This window comes from Moorena sp. SIO4A1 (assembly GCF_010672065.1).
Classification (GTDB): domain Bacteria; phylum Cyanobacteriota; class Cyanobacteriia; order Cyanobacteriales; family Coleofasciculaceae; genus Moorena.
In genome coordinates this window covers 1-1050 of record NZ_JAAHHX010001047.1, presented here as the reverse complement: position 1 = coordinate 1050, position 1050 = coordinate 1, and the positions used below count along the sequence as shown (strand labels likewise).

Here is a 1050-nt window from a genome sequence, read left to right as displayed (position 1 = left end):
AGTTACTAGGACAAATCTTAACCACACAAGATAATGAAGCTGGTATCGATTATCTGGAGCAGGCGATGGCACGAGACCCAGATAGTGTTTTGACTGGCACTCAATCAATTTATGGGTTTCTAAGACGCCAAGGACGTGACGCAGAAGCAGACCGATATCGTCAAAGAGCTGCCAAACATCATGAATTAATCACCCTGGCACACGAAGAGCGCTCTGGTTTCAGTCACGGCGATCGCTTTCAACCCCACGGACTATCAGCTGATGTAGAAGCTGCCTTACAACAACAACTTGCTGGTTACCCTGAGATTAAAGAAGCTTATTTAGTGCGCAAAATAGTGCTAATCTTTCCAGACAATCCCTATTACATCCTCGGTGTCAGCCGTCAGCGTCATTTTTTGGAGTCGAATAGCTCTAGTAAAGACCAACAACTGATTGACCGTCTTGCGGATGAATTAGAATGTCCTGGTCAGACCTGGATAACTATTTTAAATAGTACGAATAAATCCTTGAAAAAAGCACTGCGAAAAACGGCAATTTCGCCAATTTATCAGAGTGTTGTTAATCAAACGTTAATTACTAATTAATGTTATTATAGCTGTTTTCAATTAGGTGAGGTACAACTTCCTGGGTTTTAGGGAACAGGGAACAGGGAACAGGGAACAGGGAACAGGGAACAGGGAGCAGGGAGTAGGGAGCAGGGAGCAGGAAGCAGGTAAAAAATCATGTGTACCTCATTAGGCTATAAACCGCTAGATGGGAGGCGTGACAGGTGTGGTAAGTGTGGGAAGATGGGGCGATGGAGCGATGGGGCGATGAGTAACTAGCTCTTTTTGACTGCACTGCATCCCGACTCCCGACTCCCGACTCCCGACTCCCGACTCCCGACTCCCTATTCCTTTTAGAGGGAAGCGTAACCAAAGGTGATGTTAAAACGACGACACCAAACTGCTACAGAGCCAAATTCATCAAGGTTCAAGTCGTCAGGAATAGCATAGCGTTGAGCACCACTGAATTTCTGGAGTCGGGCGAGGGTTACATAGTCTTGTGGCC

2 protein-coding genes are annotated in these 1050 nt (G+C 46.2%); one reads left to right on the top strand and one right to left on the bottom strand.

Features of this window, described 5'->3' with window-relative positions:
• A partial coding sequence (locus F6K53_RS45160; RefSeq protein ID WP_293087685.1) for a hypothetical protein occupies window positions 1–584 on the top strand: 584 nt, incomplete at its 5' end.
• 314 nt (window positions 585–898) lie between these two features.
• Here the strand turns inward: F6K53_RS45160 and F6K53_RS45155 are convergent.
• Window positions 899–1050, bottom strand: a 152-nt coding sequence (locus tag F6K53_RS45155; RefSeq protein WP_293087688.1) for a DM13 domain-containing protein, incomplete at its 5' end; no start/stop codon positions are given.